General features: G+C 63.3%; 20 protein-coding genes. 9 read left to right on the top strand and 11 right to left on the bottom strand.

The window, feature by feature from the left end:
• Nucleotides 1-87: 87 nt before the first annotated feature.
• Entirely contained in the window at nt 88-888 is an 801-nt protein-coding gene (locus ACTIIH_RS03145) for a family 1 encapsulin nanocompartment shell protein (RefSeq protein ID WP_441450392.1), read from the bottom strand.
• Complete coding sequence (locus ACTIIH_RS03140; RefSeq protein ID WP_441450391.1) at nt 885-2144, bottom strand: Dyp-type peroxidase; 1260 nt, start codon at nt 2142-2144, stop codon at nt 885-887. The genes ACTIIH_RS03145 and ACTIIH_RS03140 overlap by 4 nt, the downstream gene beginning before the upstream one ends.
• A gap of 198 nt (nt 2145-2342) precedes the next feature.
• Between ACTIIH_RS03140 and ACTIIH_RS03135 the strand changes: the two genes are divergently transcribed.
• From ACTIIH_RS03135 to ACTIIH_RS03120, 4 genes are all read left to right on the top strand, one after another.
• Complete coding sequence (locus tag ACTIIH_RS03135; protein ID WP_441450390.1) at nt 2343-2774, top strand: DUF488 domain-containing protein; 432 nt, start codon at nt 2343-2345, stop codon at nt 2772-2774.
• Nucleotides 2771-3289, top strand: a complete 519-nt coding sequence (locus ACTIIH_RS03130; protein WP_441450389.1) for a DinB family protein — start codon at nt 2771-2773, stop codon at nt 3287-3289. The genes ACTIIH_RS03135 and ACTIIH_RS03130 overlap by 4 nt, the downstream gene beginning before the upstream one ends.
• A 35-nt stretch (nt 3290-3324) precedes the next feature.
• A complete protein-coding gene (locus tag ACTIIH_RS03125) occupies nt 3325-3675 on the top strand; it encodes a VOC family protein (protein WP_441450388.1) in 351 nt (116 codons plus the stop codon).
• Between the two features lie 116 nt (nt 3676-3791).
• Entirely contained in the window at nt 3792-3923 is a 132-nt protein-coding gene (locus ACTIIH_RS03120) for a hypothetical protein (RefSeq protein WP_441450387.1), read from the top strand.
• Nucleotides 3924-3941: 18 nt separating this feature from the next.
• On the opposite strand, the gene ACTIIH_RS03115 is transcribed toward ACTIIH_RS03120, so the two are convergent.
• Nucleotides 3942-4319 carry a VOC family protein gene (locus ACTIIH_RS03115; protein ID WP_441450386.1) on the bottom strand — a complete coding sequence of 126 codons (378 nt, stop codon included), beginning with the start codon at nt 4317-4319 and terminating at the stop codon, nt 3942-3944.
• 101 nt (nt 4320-4420) lie between these two features.
• Here ACTIIH_RS03115 and ACTIIH_RS03110 point away from each other — a divergent pair, with 101 nt between their 5' ends.
• From ACTIIH_RS03110 to ACTIIH_RS03095, 4 genes are all read left to right on the top strand, one after another.
• Nucleotides 4421-5794, top strand: coding sequence for an aldehyde dehydrogenase family protein (locus tag ACTIIH_RS03110; RefSeq protein WP_441450385.1), 1374 nt, complete (start codon nt 4421-4423; stop codon nt 5792-5794).
• Between the two features lie 453 nt (nt 5795-6247).
• Complete coding sequence (locus ACTIIH_RS03105; protein ID WP_441450384.1) at nt 6248-7045, top strand: transporter substrate-binding domain-containing protein; 798 nt, start codon at nt 6248-6250, stop codon at nt 7043-7045.
• A gap of 75 nt (nt 7046-7120) precedes the next feature.
• Nucleotides 7121-7786 (top strand): amino acid ABC transporter permease, encoded by a 666-nt coding sequence (locus ACTIIH_RS03100; RefSeq protein ID WP_441450383.1) that lies wholly within the window; start codon nt 7121-7123, stop codon nt 7784-7786.
• A complete protein-coding gene (locus ACTIIH_RS03095) occupies nt 7786-8511 on the top strand; it encodes an amino acid ABC transporter ATP-binding protein (RefSeq protein WP_441450382.1) in 726 nt (241 codons plus the stop codon). The genes ACTIIH_RS03100 and ACTIIH_RS03095 overlap by 1 nt, the downstream gene beginning before the upstream one ends.
• Here the strand turns inward: ACTIIH_RS03095 and ACTIIH_RS03090 are convergent.
• From ACTIIH_RS03090 to ACTIIH_RS03065, 6 genes are all read right to left on the bottom strand, one after another.
• Nucleotides 8495-8986: a hypothetical protein gene (locus ACTIIH_RS03090; protein WP_441450381.1), complete on the bottom strand. Its 492-nt coding sequence runs from the start codon at nt 8984-8986 to the stop codon at nt 8495-8497. The two genes, ACTIIH_RS03095 and ACTIIH_RS03090, sit on opposite strands and share 17 nt — an antisense overlap.
• Before the next feature lie 56 nt (nt 8987-9042).
• Nucleotides 9043-9717, bottom strand: a complete 675-nt coding sequence (locus ACTIIH_RS03085; RefSeq protein ID WP_441450380.1) for a metal-dependent transcriptional regulator — start codon at nt 9715-9717, stop codon at nt 9043-9045.
• A gap of 10 nt (nt 9718-9727) precedes the next feature.
• On the bottom strand, nt 9728-11062 hold the full coding sequence (locus ACTIIH_RS03080; protein WP_441450379.1) for a sodium:proton exchanger: 1335 nt from the start codon (nt 11060-11062) through the stop codon (nt 9728-9730).
• A 140-nt stretch (nt 11063-11202) separates the two neighbouring features.
• Nucleotides 11203-13764, bottom strand: a complete 2562-nt coding sequence (locus ACTIIH_RS03075) for an excinuclease ABC subunit A (protein ID WP_441450378.1) — start codon at nt 13762-13764, stop codon at nt 11203-11205.
• A 125-nt stretch (nt 13765-13889) separates the two neighbouring features.
• Nucleotides 13890-15338 (bottom strand): MDR family MFS transporter, encoded by a 1449-nt coding sequence (locus ACTIIH_RS03070; RefSeq protein WP_441450454.1) that lies wholly within the window; start codon nt 15336-15338, stop codon nt 13890-13892.
• Nucleotides 15339-15547: 209 nt separating this feature from the next.
• Nucleotides 15548-16321, bottom strand: a complete 774-nt coding sequence (locus ACTIIH_RS03065) for a potassium channel family protein (RefSeq protein ID WP_219618108.1) — start codon at nt 16319-16321, stop codon at nt 15548-15550.
• Nucleotides 16322-16649: 328 nt separating this feature from the next.
• On the opposite strand from ACTIIH_RS03065, the gene ACTIIH_RS03060 reads away from it, so the two are divergent.
• Nucleotides 16650-16940, top strand: coding sequence for a hypothetical protein (locus tag ACTIIH_RS03060; protein WP_441450377.1), 291 nt, complete (start codon nt 16650-16652; stop codon nt 16938-16940).
• A gap of 68 nt (nt 16941-17008) precedes the next feature.
• Here ACTIIH_RS03060 and ACTIIH_RS03055 read toward each other — a convergent pair whose 3' ends face one another.
• Nucleotides 17009-17878 (bottom strand): DNA adenine methylase, encoded by an 870-nt coding sequence (locus ACTIIH_RS03055; protein ID WP_441450376.1) that lies wholly within the window; start codon nt 17876-17878, stop codon nt 17009-17011.
• Nucleotides 17875-19389 (bottom strand): hypothetical protein, encoded by a 1515-nt coding sequence (locus ACTIIH_RS03050; RefSeq protein ID WP_441450375.1) that lies wholly within the window; start codon nt 19387-19389, stop codon nt 17875-17877. Before ACTIIH_RS03050 ends, ACTIIH_RS03055 begins: the two co-directional genes overlap by 4 nt.
• Between the last annotated feature and the right edge of the window lie 163 nt (nt 19390-19552).

Here is a 19552-nt window from a genome sequence, read left to right as displayed (position 1 = left end):
GAAGCCTGCACACCAGCGGCTCGTTCGGTCATTCCGACAACCTCACCACGAGTGAAGGCGGCCTGACCATGAGTGAAGGCGGCCTCATCACGGGTGCAGCGGCACGCTCGATTCGTCGGTGAGCGCGAGGAAGCCGAAGGTCTCCTGCAGATACAGCTCGACTGTCTCACCGTCGTGGCCGCTGTAGCCGATCGACAGGTCCTGGCCGAGGTGGAGTTCGTAGTCTCCGCCGCGGGTGGACACGAGCAGAGCGCCCTCGAGAGCCGGCGCCCAGACGATCTCCCCGGCACCGAGCTGGCGCGAGAGGTGATCGCGGATCGGGAAACCGTGGTCGGTCGACTCGGAGACCTTCGTGTATTCGGCCTCGGACAGCAGCAGGCTGTAGGGCCCGTCGACACCGGCCGTGCGCAGGCCGGACAGCGCCTGCGCCACCGCGTCCGCATAGTCCTCGACCGCATCGGGCAGGGTCACGGTCGCGTTCGACGAGTTCGGGACGATACCGCCGAAGCCTGCGGAGTCGAGTCCGTGGAGGATGGCCCGGTCCTCGGCCAGCGCGATCGTCGTCGCCGCGTCCTTGACCGGCTGCCAGTCCGAATCGCCGGAGCCGCGCGCTACATCGTCGATGGCCTCACGCGTGACCGTGAATGGGGCGCGCAGTTCGACGAATTCCTGCACGATGCGCTGTCGAATGTGCAGACCCGACGAATACGACTGCACATGTCTGATGTGCCCCGTGGTCACCGAGGAGGTCTCGAAACCGGTCGGCCCTGCGACGTCGACGATGCGCCGACCGGCGATATTGCGCTTGAAGGTGCGCCGAGCCTCTTCCTCGATCTCCGCCCAGGCCGGGCCGGTGATGGGGGCGAGTTCGCGATAGAGATTGTTCACTGTCGTCTCCTGTTCAGGCTGCCGATTCCCAGGCTGCCGTCCGTGGGTGCTGAGGGGTCTGCGTCTGTCCGGTCATCGCTGTGTGTCGGGTCATCAGCGACCGGATCAACGTCCGCTCCGTCGTCGCTGTCCGGTCCGTCGGCCTTCGCCGAGGCGGCTCCACCGATCCCGAGTCCCGCCTGGATAAGTTCCCCGTCGGGATCGTCGAGGAAATCCTGGGAGGGGACGAAGAACAGCCCGCCGGTCACCGCGGTCGAGAAGTCGAGGATCCGGTCGTAGGTGCCCACCGGGTCCCCGATGAACATGTTCTCGAGCATCTGCTCGGTCGTCGTCACGTCGGCGGCATAGGCGATGAAATAAGTGCCGTATTCCCCGGAGCCGACAGATCCGAAGACCATATTGTCGCGCACGATCTCCCGGTCGTTGCCGTCCTCGTCCTCGATCGAGTTGAGCACGAGGTGCGAGTTCGGAGCCTTGTCCTCCTCGGCGAACTCGACGTCGGAGAGTTTGTGCCGCCCGAAGGCCGCTTCCTGCTCCTCGACGCTGAGCTCGTCCCAGGCGGCCATGTCGTGTGTGTACTTCTGAATGATCACAAAGGTGCTTCCCGGATACCCCGGAGCGCCATCGCCGGGAACGGCGCCGGCCCCGGCTCCTGCCCCGACGGCGGCAGCAACATCGGGTCCCGCCTCGGCGGAATCCGAGACGGACTCCAGTGCGCAATCCTCGGCGAGGTCATCGGGGTGGCGGAACACGGCGTCGACGGCACCCTGGTCCTCGGGGTTCTCGGTGCCGTCGACGAAGCCGAGGATGTCACGTTCGTCGAAATACCGGAAGCCGTGGACTTCGTCGGCGACATCGACGGCGCCCTGCAATGCGTCACCGATGAGGCGGGCGAGTTCGAAGCACAGGTCCAGGCGGCGAGCGCGGATGTGGAACAGCAGGTCACCGGGGGTGGACGGTGCCGTGTGGACGTCTCCGCGCTGTTCGATGAACGGGTGGAGACCCCATGGTCGGGGCGCGGTGAACATGCGGTCCCAGAGGTCGGCGCCGATGCCCGTGACACAGCTGAGATCTGCTTCGCGGGAGCGGAAGCCCACCGTTCGGGTCAGACCTGCGATCTCGGGCAGGAAGTCCTTGGCTGTGCTCTCGAATCCGGGGCGAACGGTGAGGACGAGGAAGATCGCCGACGGCGACGGCGGAACGAGCACCCGTTGCGGACTCTTCCCATTGGGGAATGCCTGTTGCCAGACGGTCACTGCATCATCTCCTCCGCTCGCGGATTCGGCGCGGTGCACCTCGGGACACCAAGGTGACCTCCGTCTCGGAGTCTACGCCTCACCAGGCCTGATTGGCCATGGTGTTCGGCGGTTGACAGGCACCCCTGAGATCGACAGTCACGGCGGCTGTGCCCCGTCGTACACTCGAAGGAAAGCGAACGAAAGGAGCATCTGCCGATGTCCGAGAAGAAGAGCTCCGCCACGAGCAGCGCACACGAGGTCCGGGTCCGCCGCATCTACGACGACGTGCAGAAGTCCGATGGGACACGGATCCTCGTCGATCGCGTCTGGCCGCGCGGGGTGAGCAAAGACAAGGCCCACCTCGACGAATGGGTCAAGGACGTCGCGCCCTCGACCGAGCTGCGCAAGTGGTATTCCCACGACCCGGAGAAGTTCGACGAGTTCGCCCGCCGCTTCCGCGAGGAACTGAAGAACGATGATGCCGCGCAGGCTCTCGATGAGCTGCGCGAGCTCGCACGGACGGGGACTCTGACCCTGCTCACCGCGGCCAAGCGCGACGACATCAGCCAGGCCACGGTGCTCGCCGAGATCCTCAATGACGACAAGAAGACGAGTGGCGCAAAGACGAGTGGCAAGGCCAGCGAATGAGCGAGATCAGCCCTGACACCCGCGACAGGACCGATGTCCTCACCGGGGGCTGCTCCGAGTGCGGCTTCACCGGCACCGAGGACCCGACCGGAGTCCCCTCCACCCTCGCCGAGGCGGCCGCCACCTGGCAGACAGTCCTGACCAGGGCTGACGCCACCGAACGGCGCAGCCCCGACCGGTGGTCCGACGTCGAGTACGCCTCCCATATGCGCGATGTCCTCGACGAATTCCGCCGCCGCACCGAGCGCATGCTGGCCGAGACCGACCCGACCCTGGACAACTTCGACGGCGATGCGGTCGCCGTCGACGCCGATTACGCCCATCAGAATCCCGCCGAGGTGGCCCCCGCCCTGCGGGCGAACGCAGAGTCCTATGCCGGCCTCCTGTCCCAGGTCAGCGGGGAGGAATGGGATCGGCGCGGCTTCCGCGCCGACGCTCACTCCTTCACCGTCACCTCACTCACGCTCTACGGACTCCACGAAGTCCGGCACCACCTCGGCGACGTCGGGGCCTGACAACACGACCGAAACGCCCGGCGAAAGGTGAGGCCATGTCATTGGAATGGGAACAGATCGTCATCGATTCGCCCGACCCGTTCACGCTCGGGCGCTGGTGGGCTCGGGCGCTCGAATGGGTGATCGTCGACGAGAACGACACGGAGATCGAGATCCGGCAGACTCCCGATCGCCTGCCGGGAATCATCGTCGGCATCGACCGGGAAGAGAAGGTCGTGAAGAACCGACTCCACCTCGATTTCCGGCCCGATGATCGGGACGTCGAGGTGGCCCGCCTCCTCGACCTCGGAGCACGCCGTGTCGATGTGGGTCAGACCGGAGACGAACCGTGGGTCGTCCTCGCCGACCCCGAGGGCAACGAGTTCTGCATCCTCGGCGGCTCCTGATCCGACCGCGCACGGCCGGAACACCGGCCGCAGCCGGACAGGAGGCACTGACGTCGAGGTGACGCACCCAAAGTATTTTGGACAACTGTGTCCACTAAATTCGGATCAATGGGCGCTTGGCCGATAGGAACGTCTTCGGCAATATCATCCTCGCGCTCGCCGCGCTCGTCATGGTGGCCGTGGCGATCCGCGTCGAACGGACGTGGGCACGGCAGTCAGAACCCGCCCTCGCCGAGGCGGCCTGCTAGTCCCAGCTCAACCGAGGCTCAGCCCTGATCCTCCGGTTCCCACAGCTCGATCCGGTTCCCTTCGGGATCGGTGACCCAACCGAAGCGTCCGATTCCGTCCATCTGCTGGGTCTCGTCGTCCACCTCGGCGCCGGCAACGCGGAGCTGCGCGATCATCGCGTCGAGGTCGGCGACACGGAAGTTCAGCATCGTCTGCTGCCGGTCCTGGCCCTCCGCACGCGTCCCGAAGTAGTCGGTGTCGGCCTCGAAGAGTCCGATCACGGTCGGTCCGGCCGGCTGCTGCCACAGCCCCTGATCACCGAAGTCGACGCCGAGGACGTCGCGGTACCAGGCCGTCATCGCCTCGGGGTCGGCAGCCCGCAGGAAGTATCCGCCGATTCCATTCACTGTCTCCATGGATGAATGGTAATCCCAGGGATGGACTCAAGTGTCGCGGAATGTCGGGAGACTGTAGTTTGTTACAGGGCACAGATCGTCAACCCGTGAAAGGACGTTCCATGAGCAAGTTCGCAGTCACCAATGCCAACACCGGCGAGGTCGAGGAAGAGTTCGCCTCGGTTCCCAAAGAGGAGATTCCCGCCTACATCGATCGTGCCCACGAGGCACATCTGGCGTGGAAGGAGACGCCACTGTATAAGCGCGGGGCGATCCTGCGCAAGTTCGCCGATCTCGTCGATGAGAATGCCGATGAGATGACCGACATCATCGGCCGTGAGATGGGCAAGATCAAGAAGCAGGGCCTCGGCGAGGTCGACAAGGTCGCCCGCACCGCCCGCTGGATGGCCGACAACGCCGCCACCCACCTGTCCACGACCCACCTGGCCGCCGCCGGTGCGGCCAAAAGCTATGTCGAGCACCAGCCGCTGGGCGTGCTGCTGGGCATCATGCCGTGGAACTTCCCGTACAACCAGATCGCCCGCTTCGTGTTGCCCAACCTCATGGTCGGCAACACGATCATCATGAAGCAGGCATCGATCTGCCCGAAGTCCTCGCAGTACTTCGAGGACCTCCTCACCGAGGCGGGACTGCCGAGGGGCGTGTACCAGAACATCTACCTCGATTCCTCCCACGCCGAGGAGGTCCTCAAGGACTTTCGCGTCAAGGGCTTCTCGCTCACCGGTTCCGAGGGTGCCGGTGCCTCGGTGGCCGCGATCGCCGCGAAGTACTACAAGCGCGCCGTGCTCGAGCTCGGCGGCAACGACCCGGCTGTCGTCCTCGATTCGAAGGATGTCGCTTCGGTCGCGCAGAAGCTCGTCGGACTGCGCCTGGCGAACGCCGGTCAGGTCTGCACTTCGCCCAAGCGCATGATCGTCGTCGATGAGCTCTACGACGAATTCGTCGCCGAAGCCATCAAGGCCACCGAAGCCATCAAGGTCTCGGACTTCGACGACCCCGAGGCCGGCATGGGACCCGTGTCCTCCGAAGGTGCTCGCGACGAGATCATCGAGGCGATCGAGAAGGGTGTCGCCGATGGTGCGACCCTGCACACCGGGGGCAAGAAGCTCGACCGTCCCGGCTGGTTCATGTCCCCGGCCGTGCTCACCGACATCGACCCGAAGTCGGACCTGGGCTGCAACGAGCTCTTCGGACCGGCCGTGATGATCTACCGCGCCAAGGACGAAGAGGATGCTCTGCGCCTGGCAAATGACACCGAATACGGCCTGATGTCCTCGGTGTGGACCGACGACCTGGAGAAGGGGCAGGAGTTCGGCAAGAAGATCAACGCCGGCATGACCCTGATCAACGCCCACATGGAGTCCGGACCGGAATACCCCTTCGGCGGCATCAACCGCTCCGGCTACGGCCGCGAGAACGCCCAATGGGCGTTCCAGGCGTTCACCAACGAACACCTCATCCGCGTCCACGTCTGATCAGTCACACCTGGTCTCAGGTTGATCTGATCGGCTGAGTCCTGTGCCCTAGCGCAGGATCACCATCGCCGAGGCGACCGAAAAGGCCCGATCGACAGCGAACTTCCGCTGTCGATCGGGCCTTTTCCGTTTCGAACAGTGAGATCCGGCGAAAAGGTCACGGCAGATGAAGTTGCGTTTGTATAACGCTTCTCAAGCGGTCGCGGGACCGGTGGACGACTGCGACGGATTCTCGCTGCTCCGAGAGCACATCTCCGACTGTGACCAGCAACGATGATCCGAATCACACCTCTCAACATTGCATCCGTTTCTCTGCCTGCATGGACGTCGGTGATGGGGCAGAAACGGTTACAGCACCGGAAAAGAGGCGAGGGACCCTTTGACTCCCTCTGGGGCCCGGCATACTGTGAAAATTCTTAAAGACCAATGGATGTTTTTGAATGTGAGGCAGAAGTGAACGTCAGAAAGCGGCTCTACTCGGGAATTGCGATCGCGGCTTCTCTGGCCCTGACGGCCGGACTCTCAGCCTGTTCCTCCGGGGGCGGCGATGAAGATGCGCCACTCGAGGACACCTACACCTATGCCACGGATACGTCATTCGTTCCCTTCGAATTCAAGGAAGACGGCAAGTATGTCGGCTTCGACATCGACCTCATCACCGCTGTCGCCGATGAGGCCGGGTTCGAGCTCAAGCAGGAAGTGACGAACTTCGACGGCATCATCCCGGGACTCCAGACCGGGTCCTTCGATCTGGCTGTGGCCGGAATCAGCATCACCGACGAGCGCAAACAGACGATCGACTTCTCCGATCCGTACTACAAGTCCGGCCTCATCCTCGGTGTGCCCACGGACAACGACGACATCAAGAGCGTCGATGACCTCGACGGCAAGACGGTCGCGACCCGTCTGGGTTCGACGAGTGCCGCCTATATCGAGGACAACATCAAGGGCGCGGAGGCGAAGACCTACGAGCAGCTCGATCAGGCTTACCTCGCTGTCGAGTCCGGCAGCGCAGATGCGGTTCTCTACGACCAGCCGAACGTCGCCTACTACATCCGCACAGAGGGTGAGGACAAGCTCAAGATGGTCGGTGACCTGCTGGAAGCCCAGGACTACGGCATCGCCATCTCCAAGGACAATCCGAACCTCGTCAAGGCCGTGAACGAAGCACTGGCGACGATCAAGGAAGACGGCACGTATGCGGAGATGTACAAGAAGTGGTTCGGCGAAGAGCCGCCGGCAGAAGACTGACATCCCAGTTGTGAGCACACAGCGGACTGCGGGCAGGGGAAGCATCCCGTGCCCGCAGTCCTGTGGAAGGAAGATATGTCCCGCTTAGCCCGCTTCGACTGGCTCGGAGTCATCGACTACATCCCGGCCCTGCTGCAGGGCCTCTACTACACGCTGCTCGTCTCCGTCGTCGGTCTCATCATCGGATTCGTCCTCGGTGCGATCTTCGGTCTCGGCAGGATCTCGCGCAGCAAGATCGTCTATGGGATCTCGACGGCCTATGTCGAACTGCTGCGCGGCACTCCGGTGCTCGTCCAGGCGATCTGGATCTACTTCGCCCTGCCGCTCATCATCGGCTTCAACATCCCCTCGCTGACGGCGGGCATCATCGTCATCGGGCTGAACTCCGGGGCCTATATCGCCGAGATCGTCCGCGGCGCCGTCCAGTCGGTGGAGAAGGGCCAGATGGAGGCGGGCCGGTCGCTCGGTCTGTCCCAGCATCTGACGATGCGGTATGTCATCTGGCCGCAGGCTTTCAAGCGGATGATCCCGCCCTTGGGCAACCAGTTCATCATCAGCATCAAGGACACCTCGCTGCTGTCGGTCATCCTGGTGCCCGAGCTCATCTTCCAGGGTCGTCTGGTCGCGTCCAACCACTTCAATGCGGTCGAAATCTACACCACGGTCGCGATCTTCTATCTGGTCATCACGCTGACCCTGTCGAAGGTTCTCAACATCATGGAGAAGAGGCTGACTCACTGATGATCATCCACGTAGCTGATCTGCACAAATCTTTCGGCGACAACGAGGTGCTCAAGGGCATCGACTGTGATGTCGAACCGCAGGAGGTCGTCTGCGTCATCGGACCCAGCGGTTCTGGAAAGTCGACGTTCCTGCGGTGTCTGAACATGCTCGAAGAGATCACGAACGGTGAGGTCGTCATCGACGGCAAGAGCCTCACCGACAAGCAGACGAACATCAATGAGGTGCGCACGGAGATCGGCATGGTCTTCCAGCAGTTCAACCTCTTCCCGCATATGAGCGTGCTCGAGAACATCACCTTGGCGCCTCTGAAAGTCCGCAGCCTGAGCACCGAGGCGGTCCGTGACCGGGCTCTGAAGCTGCTGGACAAGGTCGGGCTCGGTGACAAGGCAGATGCCTATCCGGCGCAGCTCTCCGGCGGCCAGCAGCAGCGGGTGGCGATTGCTCGGGCCTTGGCGATGGAACCGAAGATGATGCTCTTCGATGAGCCGACCAGTGCCCTTGATCCCGAACTCGTCGGTGAAGTCCTCGCCGTGATGAAGCAGCTGGCGAACGAGGGGATGACCATGGTCGTCGTCACCCACGAGATGGGCTTCGCCAGCGAGGTCGCCGATCGGGTGCTGTTCATGGACGGCGGTGTCATCGTCGAAGAAGGCACTCCCGACGAGATCTTCAAGACCCCGAAGTCAGAGCGGACGAAATCCTTCCTCAATAAGGTGCTGTAGTCCGCCGCCGCGAGTTCCGACGTCTCTGTCTGGAAGACACTTCACGCACAATGGCCTCTCCGGAAATGAACAGTGCGGCAAGTACCGTGAACAGCACCAACTCTATCGGCACTGTGTACAACACTCGGGGAAGAATCTCGTACTGCGTAAAACCGAACTGATCGAAGATCAGTGCGTTGGCGTACGACGCGGCGATCCCGACAGCCACGAACACCAGGTAGGTATAGCCCAAGAACCGTCCGAGTGTTCTGTCCGTGCACAACAGCATGATCATGCATGTGAGGACCGGTGCCAGGAGAGCATCAGACAGGTCGTGCACATTGCTCAGAGTCACAACCGTGTTCTCGCTGATGTGCTCTGCCAGATAGAACGAGTAGCAGATTCCACCGGCCACGAACACCAGAACAGCGATGACAGCGTTCACGCTCCGCCGCGTCAGAGCGAAGCTGTTTTCGGTAGTGCGTTCCTCGCGCATGTGCGCCTTTCAGACTTCCGACTTCACCTCACAAGCCACCTTACCTCTGAAAGGAATCAGCTGCTGACGGGACCGACGCGGATCGCGCCGGCGGCATCGAGGGCGAGTTCGATGCTCTCCCCGGCGATGTCGACAGCGATCGAGGAAACCGCTGAACTGACCGTTCTCACCGTCAGGCGGGCACCGATGACGATTCCCCGCTCGGTGAGGAAGCGCAGCAGCTCCGGGGACCGGTCGGACACCCGCACCACTTCGACCTCGACACCCGGGGTCGTCTCTTCCAGCCGCCGACTCGGCACCGACGTCATCTGACCCTGGGTATCGGGGATCGGATCGCCGTGCGGGTCACGGTCCGGATCGCCGAGCACCGCGTTCATCCTCTCGAGCACGAGATCGGACACAGCATGTTCGAGACGGTCGGCCTCCTCGTGGACCTGATCCCAACTCAGTCCGAGCGCCTCGACGAGGTAGGTCTCCACGATCCGGTGGCGGCGGACGATGGCCACCGCGATCTCCCGCCCGGCATCGGTCAGCACGATCTGTCCGTAGGGTTCGTAGTCGATATAACCGTCGCGGGCGAGCTTCTTGAGATTCGCCGACACCGTCGAGGCGGTCACAGCCAGCTGCTCGGCCATCTCCGTGGTGGTCGGTCGACCGCCCGGCCACTCATAGGCCTTCCAGATGAGGGTGACGTAGTCCTCGACCATCCGGGTCACTGCAGGGCGCGGCATGGACCTCATTCTACGCATCGGCCTGTGCCCGATCGGCCGCCACGGCGGATCCGGCCTCCGGGGTTCGGACGTCGGATCCGTGGTCGGTGGGGGCCGCCTCGGCGAGGTCGCCCGACACGGGATCCTCCGGACCCTCCTGCGGGGGACGGCGGAACGGAGCGGCGAGGGTGGGCAGGATGTCACCCCGGTGGAGGATGAGGAACACGATCGCCAGCACCGCCTGGATCGCGGAGAGGATGTAGCGCCCGGACGTATCGGTGACGAAGAACTGCAGTCCGAAGAGCGCGGCGATTCCCAGCGCGGGTGCCCAGTGGAAGCGCAGAGCCAGGATGATCGCGACGCCGAGGATGGTCTGCGTGGCCGTGAGCGTGAACTCCTCGATCTGCCGCCCGTCCAGGGGCAGCCCGAGGCCGCCGCCACCGGCGAAGTGCGCGATCGGCAGGGAGCCGACGAGCAGGCTCCACTGGTTGACCTTCGAGGCGATGAGCGTGCCGATGGCGGCCCCGCCCATGCCGCGGACGGCGAACATCGCGGCGATGATGAACTCGGGTGCTTCCGAGGCCAGCGGGGCCAGCCACTGGACGAGGAAGTAGCTGTCGATCCCGAGGCGCTCACCCGAGGCCACGAGTGCCTCGGCGAACGGTTCGGCCGAGAGCAGGATGATCGCGGCTGAGACGACGAACATGGTGACCACTGTGATCCGGCGGGCCTTCTGCGGCATGGCGACGATGAGGGCCGCGGCGCCGACGAACTCCTCGTCTTCATCTCCCGCGGCCTGTCCGGCCCGCCACAGATAAGCGGCGAAGATGAGGACGAGCCCGATGCCGAACCACATGGGGATGCTGCCGAGCAGCGGGATGGCGAAGGCGATCACGCCGAGGATGACGAGGAAGCCGATATCCATCCGGCTGCCCGAGTCGAGACGCAGGGAATGTTGGACGGGTGACTTCGTCCGTTTGGCCATGCGGCGCGCGACGAGCAGGGCGATGATGACGACGAGCGGCCAGCCGAAGCCGAGGAGCAGACGGTTCGATCCGGTCATGTTCGCCGCCGCGAAGTGCAGGTAGTCCGGATCCGATCCGGATCGGAACGCGTAGTAGAGGTCCACGGCGTATTCGGGGAGGACCGCGATGAGGGCGAGCAGGGCGATCGCGAGAGCTCCCGAGATGTCCTTCTGCGCCGCCTCGGCGGCCCAGGCCAGCAGGAAGGCGGCCGCGACGATGGCGGCGCCGAAGGCGAGGAGCTCGAGGACCGGGGCGAGTTCGATGCCGCTGATTCGCAGCACCACGGCGGGTGCGGCGATGAGCAGGCAGATTGCGAAACGGCGAAGGATTGCTGTGGGCATGCTTCAAGACTTCCCGCCGCGAATCGGGTGTGTCTACGCACAACTGAGACTTAGACGCCTCCAACAATTGCGAAAGGTGCCGGGATCCGCTTGTTTCTGGGGATCTCACGGCCCGCTGAGATGAAGTCGTGTGCCTCAGATCACCGGAGTTCGGAGAGTGCCGCGGCGAGGTATTTCGCGGAGGGGCCCGCTCCGGCATCGACGATGTCGGCGGGGGTGCCGGTCGCCACGACCCGACCGCCGTCGTCACCGGCGCCGGGGCCGAGTTCGACGACGTGGTCGGCGACGGCCACGACGCGCATATCGAGTTCGACCATGATGACCGTGTTGCCGGCGTCGACGAGGGTCTGCAGGTGTGCGACGAGCCGGTCGGCATCCGCACAATGCAGTCCGGAGGTGGGTTCGTCGAGGACGTAGAGGGTGTCACCGCGCTGGGAGCGCTGGAGCTCGCTGGCGAGTTTGACCCGCTGCGCCTCACCGCCGGAGAGTTCGGTGGCGGGTTGGCCGAGGCGCAGGTAGCCGAGGCCGACGTCGATGAGGGCGGTCAGGGAGCGCATGATGTCGAATTCGCCGGTGAAGAAGTCGTGGGCTTCCTCGACGCTCATGGCCAGCACCTCGGCGATGGTGCGTCCGCGCCACAGGATCTCCAGGGTGCTCGACTGGAAGCGGGTGCCGTGGCAGTCGGGGCACTCGGTGTAGACCGAGGGCAGGAACAGCAGCTCGACCATGACAGATCCTTCACCCTCGCAGGTGGGGCAACGTCCACCGGCGACGTTGAACGAGAAGCGGCCGGGTTTGTATCCGCGTTCCCGGGCCTCGGGGGTTTCGGCGAAGCGGCGGCGCACATGATCGAACAGACCCGTATAGGTGGCGACGTTGGACCGGGGCGTGCGACCGATGGGCCTCTGATCGATGCTCACCACCCGTCGGATCCCTGTGAGTTCCCCGGTGACTGTGCCCTCTAGTTCCTCGGGTTCGTCGGTGAGCAGCAGCCCGTCGTCATCGGACGTTGGTTCGTCAGCAGTGGTGGCGGTGCCCAGTCGGTCGCCGACGACGGCCGGGAGCACTTGGCTGACGAGGCTGGACTTGCCCGATCCCGATACTCCGGTCACGGCGGTCAGCGAGCCCAGCGGCAGATCGAGGCTGATGTCAAGGAGGTTGTTGCGGCGAATGTTCTCCAGGCGCATCCAGCCTCGCGGCTGTCGGGGTTCGTGGGGTTCGAGTCTGCGTCCGCCGAAGACATAGCCCCTGGTCACGGATTCGTCGATCTCGGCAAGTCCGGCCGTAGGTCCGCTGTAGAGGACGTCTCCGCCGCGTTCGCCGGCGCCGGGCCCGATGTCGACGAGCCAGTCGGCATGGCGCATGATGTCCACGGAGTGTTCGACGACGAAGAGGCTGTTCCCGCGGTCCTTCAACCCGTCGAGGATGCCCAGCAGGGCATCGACGTCCTGCGGGTGGAGGCCGGCGGAGGGTTCGTCGAGCACGTAGACGACGCCGAAGAGGTCCGAGGTCAGCTGGGTGGCCAATCGCAGCCGCTGCAGCTCACCTCCGGACAGCGTCGGTGTGGTCCGATCGAGCGAGAGGTACCCGAGCCCGAGGTCGACGATCGGCCGGAGCCGATCGATGAGACCCTCGCCGAGGCGGACGAATGCGGCGAGCTTGTCCGCCGCCGGGTGGTCGTCTGCCTCCGTAGCCGCCTTCGCCGAGGCGACCTCATCGCGGAGGACGGACATGAGTTCGTGCAGCGGAAGCGCGGAGAATTCGGCGATATCGAGACCGGCAATCGTCACCGACAGAGCGTCAGGTCTGAGTTTCTTTCCATGGCACACCGGGCATGTACCGGCACTGAGGAATTCGGCGACGCGCCGTTTCATCCCGGCACTCTTCGTGTTCGCAAACGTGTCGAGCACGTATTTCCGGGCTCCGACGAAGGTTCCCGAATAGGTCGGTTCGGCGCCTGCTGCGATCGCTTCGCGCGCTTCGGCCAGCGTCAGCCGGGAATGGACGGGAAGGTGCGGGGTCTCCTCGGTGTAGAGGAGCCAGTCGCGGTCGGCCTTCGGCAGGTCCTGCCAGGGGACGTCGACGTCGAAGCCGAGGGCCACGGCGGTATCGCGCAGCTGGTGGCCGTGCCAGGCCTTTGGCCAGGAAGCGATGGCGCGCTCCCGGATCGTCAGCGTCGGATCCGGGACCATCTTGTCCTCGGGCACCTCGTAGACGCGGCCGATTCCGTGGCATTCCGGGCAGGCACCTTCGACGGTGTTCGTCGAAAAATCCTCGGCCAACAGCATCGACTGCCCCTCCGGGTACTGCCCCGCCCGTGAGTAGAGCATGCGCACGAGGCTGGACACCGTGGTGACGCTGCCGACGCTCGAACGTGCGCTGCGCCCGCCGCGCTGCTGCTGCAGGGCGACGGCCGGCGGCATTCCGGTGATCGAATCAACGTCGGGGACCCCTGCCTGGTCGATGAGCCTGCGGGCATACGGTGCCACGGATTCGAGGTAGCGGCGTTGGGACTCGGCAAAGAGGGTGCCGAAGGCCAGGGAGGACTTGCCCGATCCGGACACTCCGGTGAAGACGACGAGCGCATCCCGAGGCACGGTGAGATCGACGTTGCGCAGGTTGTGTTCCCTGGCACCGCGGACCCTCACGTCCGACTGGATCTCGGTCGAGGATGTCGGATCTGAGGGCACAGAGGAGGTCATGAGGCCACCGTACCAAGGTCGGGACCCCCGATCACCTACGCGCCCGACGACAGAACCCCTCGTTCCGGGAATTTCGGAACGAGGGGTTCGATGTGCCTCAGTCGGCCGCTGTCATGGGCCGACCGTCATTCGGCGGGGCTGGCCTCGGTCGGTTCGACCACCTCGGCGGGATAGTCTTCCTGATCCTCTGGCTTGCGGATGAAGAACGCGAGGACGACGGGGACGATCGCGATGACCGTCGCCAGCAGGAACGCGGCGTGCCCGCCGGGGGCTCCCGCCTCGGGGACGGACTTGCCGTCGGCCTGGCCGGCATGCAATGCAGCGGAGTAGATCGAGATGAGCAGCGCGGTTCCGGCGGCTCCCGCAACCTGCTGCAGGGTGTTGAGCGCGGCCGAACCGTGCGAGTACAGGTGGCGGTCCAACGACCCCAGTGACGCGGAGAAGAGCGGAGTGAACGAACCCGCCAGGCCCAGGGACATGACGATCTGGATGATGATGAGCAGCCAGATCGGCGTTCCCACACCGGCCGTCGAATACGCGAACATCGAGGACGCGATCATGATCGTGCCGGGCACGAGCAGCGTCTTGGGCCCGCGGGCGTCGTAGATCCGACCCATCACAGGGCCGAGCAGGCCCATGAGCACGGACCCCGGCAGGAGCACGAGACCCGACTGGGTGGCGCCGAGGCCGACGACGCTTTGCAGGTACAGCGGCAGCAGAGAGAAGGTGCCGAACATCGACAGTGCGACGATGGCCATGATGATGACCGAGAAGACGTAGTTGCGCGAGTTGAACACGCGCAGGTCGAGCAGGGCGCGATCGCCCTTCTGCAGCACCAGTTGGCGCCACACGAAGAGGGCGAGGAAGACGACTCCGCCGCCGATCGTCGCCCATGCCAGGGTGCTCGTCGATCCGCCGCCTGCCTCACCGCCGTGGCCGCCGCCGAACCGGCTGAGGCCGTAGACTATGCCGCCGAAGGCGAACACGGACAGGATGATGGAGACGATGTCGATGGGGGCGTGAGTCGACTCGCCGAGGTTGGTCATCCACTTCGCGCCGAGTGCCAGTGCGATGAGCGCGATGGGCAGGATGATTCCGAAGAGCCAGCGCCAGCCGAGCGAATCGAGGACGATGCCGGACATCGTCGGTCCGATGGCCGGGGCCAGAGAGATGACGAGACCGACCCGTCCCATCATCCGACCCCGTGAGTGTGCCGGGACGACGTTCATCATCGTCGTCATCAGCAGCGGCATCATGATGCCGGTTCCTGCGGCTTGGACGATGCGTCCGATGAGAAGCAGGACGAACCCCTGCGAGACGAGGCAGATGAGCGTGCCGGTGGAGAACAGGATCATCGCGGCCAAGAAGATCTGACGCGTGGTGAAGCGCTGGAGGAGGAAACCGGTCGTCGGGATGACGACGGCCATGGTGAGCATGAACGCGCTGGTCAGCCACTGGCCGAGCTCCGGAGGGATGCCGAGGGCCTTGTTGAGCTCGGGGATGGCGATGGCCATCGTCGTCTCATTGAGAATGGCTACGAAGGCAGCCACGAGCAGCAGCCAGATGACTCGCATGCCGGCCGGGTCGATGGTGTCGCTATGCTGTGTCTGCGCCTGTGCGGGTGAGCTGTCGCTGGACAAGACGGTGCTCCGTTCGGATGTGTCTGAATGGCCCGGGGTGTGGGCGGAGGTCGCACGCAGATGCCGAATCGACGCGCAGACGAAAGTGTCAACAGCATCTCAGACTAACGTATTCCCGTTTCGCGCCGACAGTGGGGAGAACCCTATTCTGTCGACCGTCCGGTCCTCATCTCCTCCGAATGTCTGGTTGCTGCCGATTCACCGCCGATCTGCTCTGCGACAACGTCGAGACTGCGGGTGAGTTCGCTGATCCTGTCCTCGAGTCGGCGAACGTGGGCGACCGTCGCCGCTTGGTTCTCGTCGACGTTCGTCGAGACCTTCTCAACGATCCATGAGGCGAGCGTTCCCGTGACGACACCGAGCAGCGCGATGCCTCCGAGCATGAGGCACACCGCCAGCGTCCTTCCCACTCCGGTGACAGGTGTCATATCGCCGTAGCCGACAGTCGTGATGGTCACGAACGACCACCAGATGGCGTCTCCCATCGTGTTGATCGCAGAGTCCGTGTGCCGTTCGGCATCGAGCACGGCCAGCGAGGCGGCATAGACGAGCAGCGCCGACGCCGAGGCGGTGTAGATGAGGATCCGGCCCCGAACCGCAGTCCCGATCGTCCGATTGAGAACGTGCAGAACGGTGATCGCTCTGAGCACGCGCAGGGGACGCAGCAGCGGGAGGACGATGACGACGAGTTCGAAGAGATGATGGACGAACCACTCCCACCGTCGCTGCGCGAGGATGAGATTGACGGCGTAGTCGACGATGAAGACGAGCCAGGAGGCGAACACTATCCCGTAGGCGATGTCTCCGGCTCGCCCGGTCGGCTCTCCGATGACCTGCCAGCTGTACGCGGCGAGAAAGATCACCGCCGTGGTGATGAGCGGCCATTCCATGATGTCCTGCCAACGTTGCGATGTCACGCGTCGACTCTAGCAGTGCCTTCCGGACATCGACGATGACACGTTCCATGACGGATGAGCCGGCGTTCTCTGCCGACCCTTCGGTACCGCTCATCGCCGGCGCAGACGACGAAGGCTCCGAACCGCAATCGGTTCGGAGCCTTCGTTCTACGAGTGCTGTCTCAAAACTACTCGAGTGGAGGTAGCGCGACAGTGCTCTAACCTCGCCCCATCCTTACAGTTGGTGATCTCGGCGCATCGCGCGATCCGGCGGCGGCGCAGACCAGCGGTGGTCTCTCAGGAGTTCGCGGAGCGACTGCCTGTCCCTGTGCCGCGGTTGACAGCGGAGATGCTGGACGAGGCAGGGCGCAGATACGGCAACGGCGAGACGTTGCGCCAGGTCGCGCACGAACTGGGCGTGAGCAGGTCGCGTCTTGCGGATCGTTTGCGCGAGCATGGGGTCGTGATCCGTCGCCAGGCTCCTTCGCCGGAACAGGCGCTTGAGATGGCCCGCCACTACGAGCAGGGCGAGTCGCTGGCGAGGGTCGGTGCGCGGCTTGGCTTCAACGCGGGCACTGTGCGCACGCATCTATTGCGTGCTGGTGTCTCGCTTAGGGATAGCCACGGCCGGGAGAGATGAGCCGGGCACTTCGGATGAAGATCCGTCGTAGAACCAACGGACCTACCCCAGGACGGCACACGATGGCGCTAAGCGGTCCATCGGGCGACTCTACCTGCGGTGATTTCTAGGTCCGGAACGACCAAGCTCTCGGAGTAGATCACGGCTTCCGTTCCCACGTGTTGGCGATGAGCAGTATGGGCGATATCGAAAGTGGCGCACCTGCCACCGCTGTAGAGCAGATTCGTAATACGTGGGTCATCGTCGTAAGTGAGAATCCAAGGGAATCGGGCGCTCGCTAGAACCCTCGCAAGTTCTAGGTGCGCTTCCGCATCGAATGCGTGCAGGTAAAGGCCTTCACCCTGAACGAGGTACGGAGGATCTGCGTAGACGAAAACGTCAGTCGAGACGTCTTGAATCGAGCCTAGAAAATCTAGTGCATCATATTCGGTGACGTAGATACGATGACGCATATCTGCAATAGCCTGGACTCTTGACGAGAGTGATTCTCGATTGAATCGCGCATCAATCTTCCACTTGCCAAGCTGTTCAAATCCGCCGATCGGCCCCGCATCGAGGATTCCCGAACGGTTCGTTCGATTCAGGTAGAAGGTAGCGAAGCCAAGCTCAAAATCCTCACGGCCTGCGGGAGAGGCATATATTTCAGCCTGCCGACGCCATTCGTCGATAGTTAAAGGAACGGACTGAATCTCCCGGCAAAACTGGTTCGGGAAATCTAATGAAGCCCGCCAAAATGCTGCTATTCCGGGGTTCAGGTCGTTCAGGTGGATTCTATCTACGACCCCGTCGTGCAAGAGATGCAGAGCCGCGCCCGCTCCTCCGGCAAACGGTTCCGCATACTGACGCGGCTCAGGGTCTTGGGCAGTAATGAGCCTTGCGAGATAAGGCGCGAGTCTGGCTTTCCCCCCTGGGTATCGAAGTGGTGACAGATACCTCATTGGATCGGCGTGCTCCCCATATGGGCATTCATTTCAACGAGGACCGGAGCGTAGCGATCTGCCAAAGTCAGAACTTCCGCAGGGGTCCTGCCGCTGTGAATGTCGTGCACTGCGTACTGAGCAAGCCTAATGCTGTCGGGAGTCGTGTCGTGAAACGCCTTACGAAGCGGCGGCGTAGCCTCGGCGGTGCCGAGCGCATCAGATGCCTGTGGGTCAATTATCTTGATGGAGCTCTTGATTCTCTTATCAAGGTCCTTGGGCACATTTTGCTGACCATGCGACATGAGGAACTGATAGGCAGTGAGGTCAAGGATGACTCGCAGCATCACCGAGACTGTCTCGTTTTGGCGCTGCACGCTAAGCAATGATGTCTGGCGCACCATCTCCTGAATACGCGGCGTGAACTTGTCTAGGACGACCCCCCGAAGGATGTGCTCCCGGCCCCGCGTCGGCCGCGGAGGTCGTGGATCATTGGCCTCAGCCTGGCCGTTCCCACGGCTCTGACTGCCGCCTCCTGAGCCCTCGCCATTCGTTGGTGAGCCTCTATCTCCGCTTGAACCAGCACTCGTCGATCCGGCTGGCCCCGGTGTGTCCTGGCCGGCATCGTCAGCGGCCTTGGTACCCGCATCTCCCATGCCTGGAAGGAGATGTGAATACTTGTTGAGGTACTCGCGGAAGTCGTCGACTGTATCCAGTTCCCGCGCCCATGTCTTACCAGATTCAGCCTTCGGTTGCGCGAAATCTGTGAGTACCTGTCGGATGATTGGCAGGGAAAGCTCGGCGCCGTGACGGAACGTCATCTTCCCTTCCGAAAACTCAAGACCGATCATGTCCCGAACAACGCTGCGATCCACAAATCTTTGGATGAACGTGTAGCGGGCACTACGGACCGTCTCGAGAGCTACAAGCACGTCCGGCTCCTCGGCATACTCGCCGGACACCAGCTCAACGAATGCCATAGCGCGAGAAGCCTTAGCCGGATCGTTTCGCGCTCGTCGACGGTCCTTCATAGCAGCGCCCCATTCAACGGTGCCTGCACCGCCCGCGCCACCCGTGTGCTTTCTCTCGATCCAGACGTCCGCGTCCGCCTCATCCGGCGCTACAGCCACCCGCAACACTGCTGGCGGAGCGTAAGCGCTATCTTCGATCAGTCGTTCTATACGAGAAAGGTACTGTTTCTCCAACGATTCATCCTGGCTTAGCAGCGCAGGTTTAGCCCATAGCCGGAGACACGTTAGACGTCGATTGCCTTCCATCATCACGTAACGTCCATCGCGAGCTACAACGATCGGGGTGTCAGAACTATTCATACGCCCAGACCGGGTCAAATCCCTGAGCATGTCGAGGCAGTCATCACCAGCGGTGTTCAACATCAACTCGAATGCATCGGTCTGCGATTGAGCGTCTCGCGGGAAACGAGAGTTCCGTAAATCAAGGTCAATCAGATCAAGGGATATGTCCTCAACTGGAAAAGGCGGTCGCATGGGCTTCTTAGATGACGAATCAGCCATGCACTTCGTCCCTTTCCTACTAGTCTTGACCCGCTACCGGCACGTCAGTTCTCCTCCTGGAGGTCTCCACCACATCATCCCACAGGCCGTGGACACGGTGCGAGTTACTGGCACAACGCCCTTGCCCAGCCGTGCCGCAGGTGCGGTAGACAGAGCGAGCCCC

The organism is Brevibacterium sp., assembly GCF_052105255.1.
In the GTDB taxonomy this organism is placed as follows: Bacteria; Actinomycetota; Actinomycetes; order Actinomycetales; family Brevibacteriaceae; genus Brevibacterium; species Brevibacterium linens_B.
Note: the sequence above shows the minus strand (reverse complement) of the source record. Positions and strands in the feature narration are given on the sequence as shown.